At 38.2% G+C, this 2,641-nt stretch carries 3 protein-coding genes; all 3 read right to left on the reverse strand.

The genetic code is table 11. The features are described from left to right. Nucleotides 1–319: ARMT1-like domain-containing protein (locus tag Q7U95_RS02805; protein ID WP_308751758.1), on the reverse strand; the 319-nt coding region annotated here is incomplete at its 3' end. A gap of 175 nt (nt 320–494) precedes the next feature. Then, nucleotides 495–1,055 carry a glycerol-3-phosphate responsive antiterminator gene (locus Q7U95_RS02810; protein WP_308751759.1) on the reverse strand — a complete coding sequence of 187 codons (561 nt, stop codon included), beginning with the start codon at nt 1,053–1,055 and terminating at the stop codon, nt 495–497. 35 nt (nt 1,056–1,090) lie between these two features. Next, the gene (locus Q7U95_RS02815; protein WP_308751760.1) at nt 1,091–2,077 is read right to left on the reverse strand and encodes an IS30 family transposase; all 987 of its coding nucleotides are present in this window, start codon (nt 2,075–2,077) and stop codon (nt 1,091–1,093) included. Nucleotides 2,078–2,641: the final 564 nt, after the last annotated feature.

Raw genomic sequence — 2,641 nt, forward strand, 5'->3', positions numbered from 1 at the left:
TAACTAAAAATGAAAATCTTTCCGATTCCTCCAGCCCTTCTGCTTCCAAAGCAATCTTCTCTGCCATCTCTATGCCAAGCTGGTTACACTTGTCTCTTCTTTCTTTAAAAGGAATCTCTATCCCTGATATCCTCTTTAATATTCGGTGAACCTCGGTGATGAAGTAAGAGGGAATTTTTTCTGCAGAAAACTCTCGAGAGAGAAATCGAAATGATTCTTTTAATATTTCGTTTTTAGTTTCATCCTTTAAAGGTACCAGATTTAAAGCACCGCATAAATCATCTATTATACAGCTTGCACAGCTCAAATGTGTACGCATCGGGCAATTCATCCCCAATCATCCAAGGCTAATCTAGTAGTAGGTTAGCGAGGTATTTTTAAGTTGATAAGTCACAAGTTGAAGTTATCTGTTAAAAGTCTAAATTAGCTTACTGAAAAAGTATAACGAACTATTTTTAATTATAACCTGATATCTTAAATATTTAAAGAAAAATTTACCACAATTCTTTTATGCTGGTAGATACGGCCATAACTCCTTTGCGAAGCAATTCCTCTATTTCGCTTTTATTAGAAATCAGGCCGCCGGCAATAACCGGGCAGAGCAGCTCTTTATATATATGTTCTATAAAATATGGAGCGGCTATTCCGGGTAAAATTTCTACAGCATCGGGCGTATTATTTTTTATTAGTTGTTCTCCGGACTTTAAGGCAGCAGAATCGAGCAAGAAAAGGCGCTGTATGGCAATAAGCTCTTCTTTTTTAGCTATACTGATTAGATTATTTTTGGTGGTGACAATACCATTGCAAAGTTCTTTTTTGGCTAAATACATTATCCCTTCCCGGTCTCGGCCAATCCCTTTAATTAGATCCATATGTAAAAAAACCAGCTTGTTATACTCTTTACATTTTTTCATAATCAGGGGAAGGTTAAATATATCTCCGTAGAGAATAAAAAGGGCGGCAGTTTTACTGTTGAGAGCATATTTAAAGTCTGAATCGTTTCTTATGGAGGCAATTATGGGATGTTCTCTAAAATAGTCTCGGAGGTCTTGCATTTATAGTTTTTTCCTTATTTTATAATTTCTTACATTCAACCGTGAAGTGCAACGCAAGAAGCGGCGACTTCATTAGGTGTTTTAAATCCAAGACATTTTCTTGGTCTGTTATTTAATCTTTTTTCGATAAATTTCAGTTGTTGTTTGGTGATTGTACTAAAATCCGTACCTTTAGGCAAGTAGTATCTGATTAAACCGTTGGTATTTTCATTTGTGCCTCGTTCCCAAGAGTGGTAGGGATGGGCAAAGTAACATTTTATATCTGTTTTACGAGTGATCAACTCATGACCGGTATTTTCCGTGCCATTGTCAAGAGTTAAAGTTAACCTGGCTTTCGGCGGCAGATCTTTGAGATGTCGGATAACAGCCTTGGCGGTATAACGGGCGTTCTTTTGCCGTAAGCCGGTTAAGCACAACAATCGGCTTTTACGCTCGACTAAGGAGTTTAAGGCCGCTTTACTCTTTCTGGAGACTAAGCTGTCTGTTTCCCAATGGCCAAACTGTTTCCTGGTCTCTACCTGTGCCGGCCGCTTTTCAATGGATACTCGATTGGGAATCTTCGTCTTCTTCTGGTGGCGATAGAGTCCTTTATACCGGCGTTTACAATGAGACCGTTTCAAAGAAGCGATTAACTCTTTGCTGTTAGCAGTGTCTTTGGCATAGATGTACTGGTAGATTGCTTCATGGCTGACCTTTAAACCAGGATGGTCTATCCCGATTCTGCCGGCAATCTGTTCCGGGGACCAGTCTTCCTTGAGTTTGGCTAACACATAAGCTCGTACCAGGGGATTCCTTAACCTTTTCCTGTGGACAGCCTGGCTTCTCCTTTCCTTGGCTCTTTGGTTGGCTCGATGAGCCAGATAACAATGATACAAAGAGGAACTGTTGCGCTTCAGTTCCCGGGCAATCGTGCTTTTGTCTCGTTTCAGCTTTTTCCCTATGGCAGCGCAGCTTTCTCCTTTACGGCTGAATACGTCAATTAGATCTCGTTCTTTTTGGCTTAACTGATTGTATTTTTTCATGTCCTTGATGGTAGCATATTCCTTTCTGCTACCTCAAGCGTTGCACTTCATTATTGAACTGGTGGTCACAATCATAATTATATTTTCGACAAAGTTGTAAAAAATCCTTCTTTTTTGTAGGAAGATTCGGGGTCAGGCCTCACAAGTTCATTTACTGAATTAAAAATTTTTCGACCTTTTCTTTGTATAATGATAAAGGTAATAATCATCTCATATTTTAATTAAAGAAAAAGACCTTCCGGAGTAAGTCTCCATCCTCTAACTATCATTTTTTTGTCAAATTTTATAATTAAGTACCTCTTTTAGTGGTATAATTATATCAAATTAGTTACTTAATTGCAGAGAATCAACAACCTTCCCTGAAACATTTTATTTTAGAGTATTTCTTTAGCTCATAATATAATGATTGTAACCCAAAAAGTAAACAAAATGGTAATGTAGGGGCACGATGCATCGTGCCCACAGGAGAAATTAGGTAATAATATGGCGAGGGTACAATTCATTGTGCCCCTACAACATAATTATAACAACTCTTATTTCCTACGCAATACGCGATACAAGATA

Origin of the sequence: Candidatus Oleimmundimicrobium sp. (assembly GCF_030651595.1) — a bacterium.
Classification (GTDB): Bacteria; Actinomycetota; Aquicultoria; order UBA3085; family Oleimmundimicrobiaceae; genus JAUSCH01.

Coding starts and splice junctions, on each gene's coding strand:
- Q7U95_RS02815 (WP_308751760.1), bottom strand. CDS start 2,077: ATGAAAAAATACAATCAGTTAAGCCAAAAAGAACGAGATCTAATTGAC.
- Q7U95_RS02810 (WP_308751759.1), bottom strand. CDS start 1,055: ATGCAAGACCTCCGAGACTATTTTAGAGAACATCCCATAATTGCCTCC.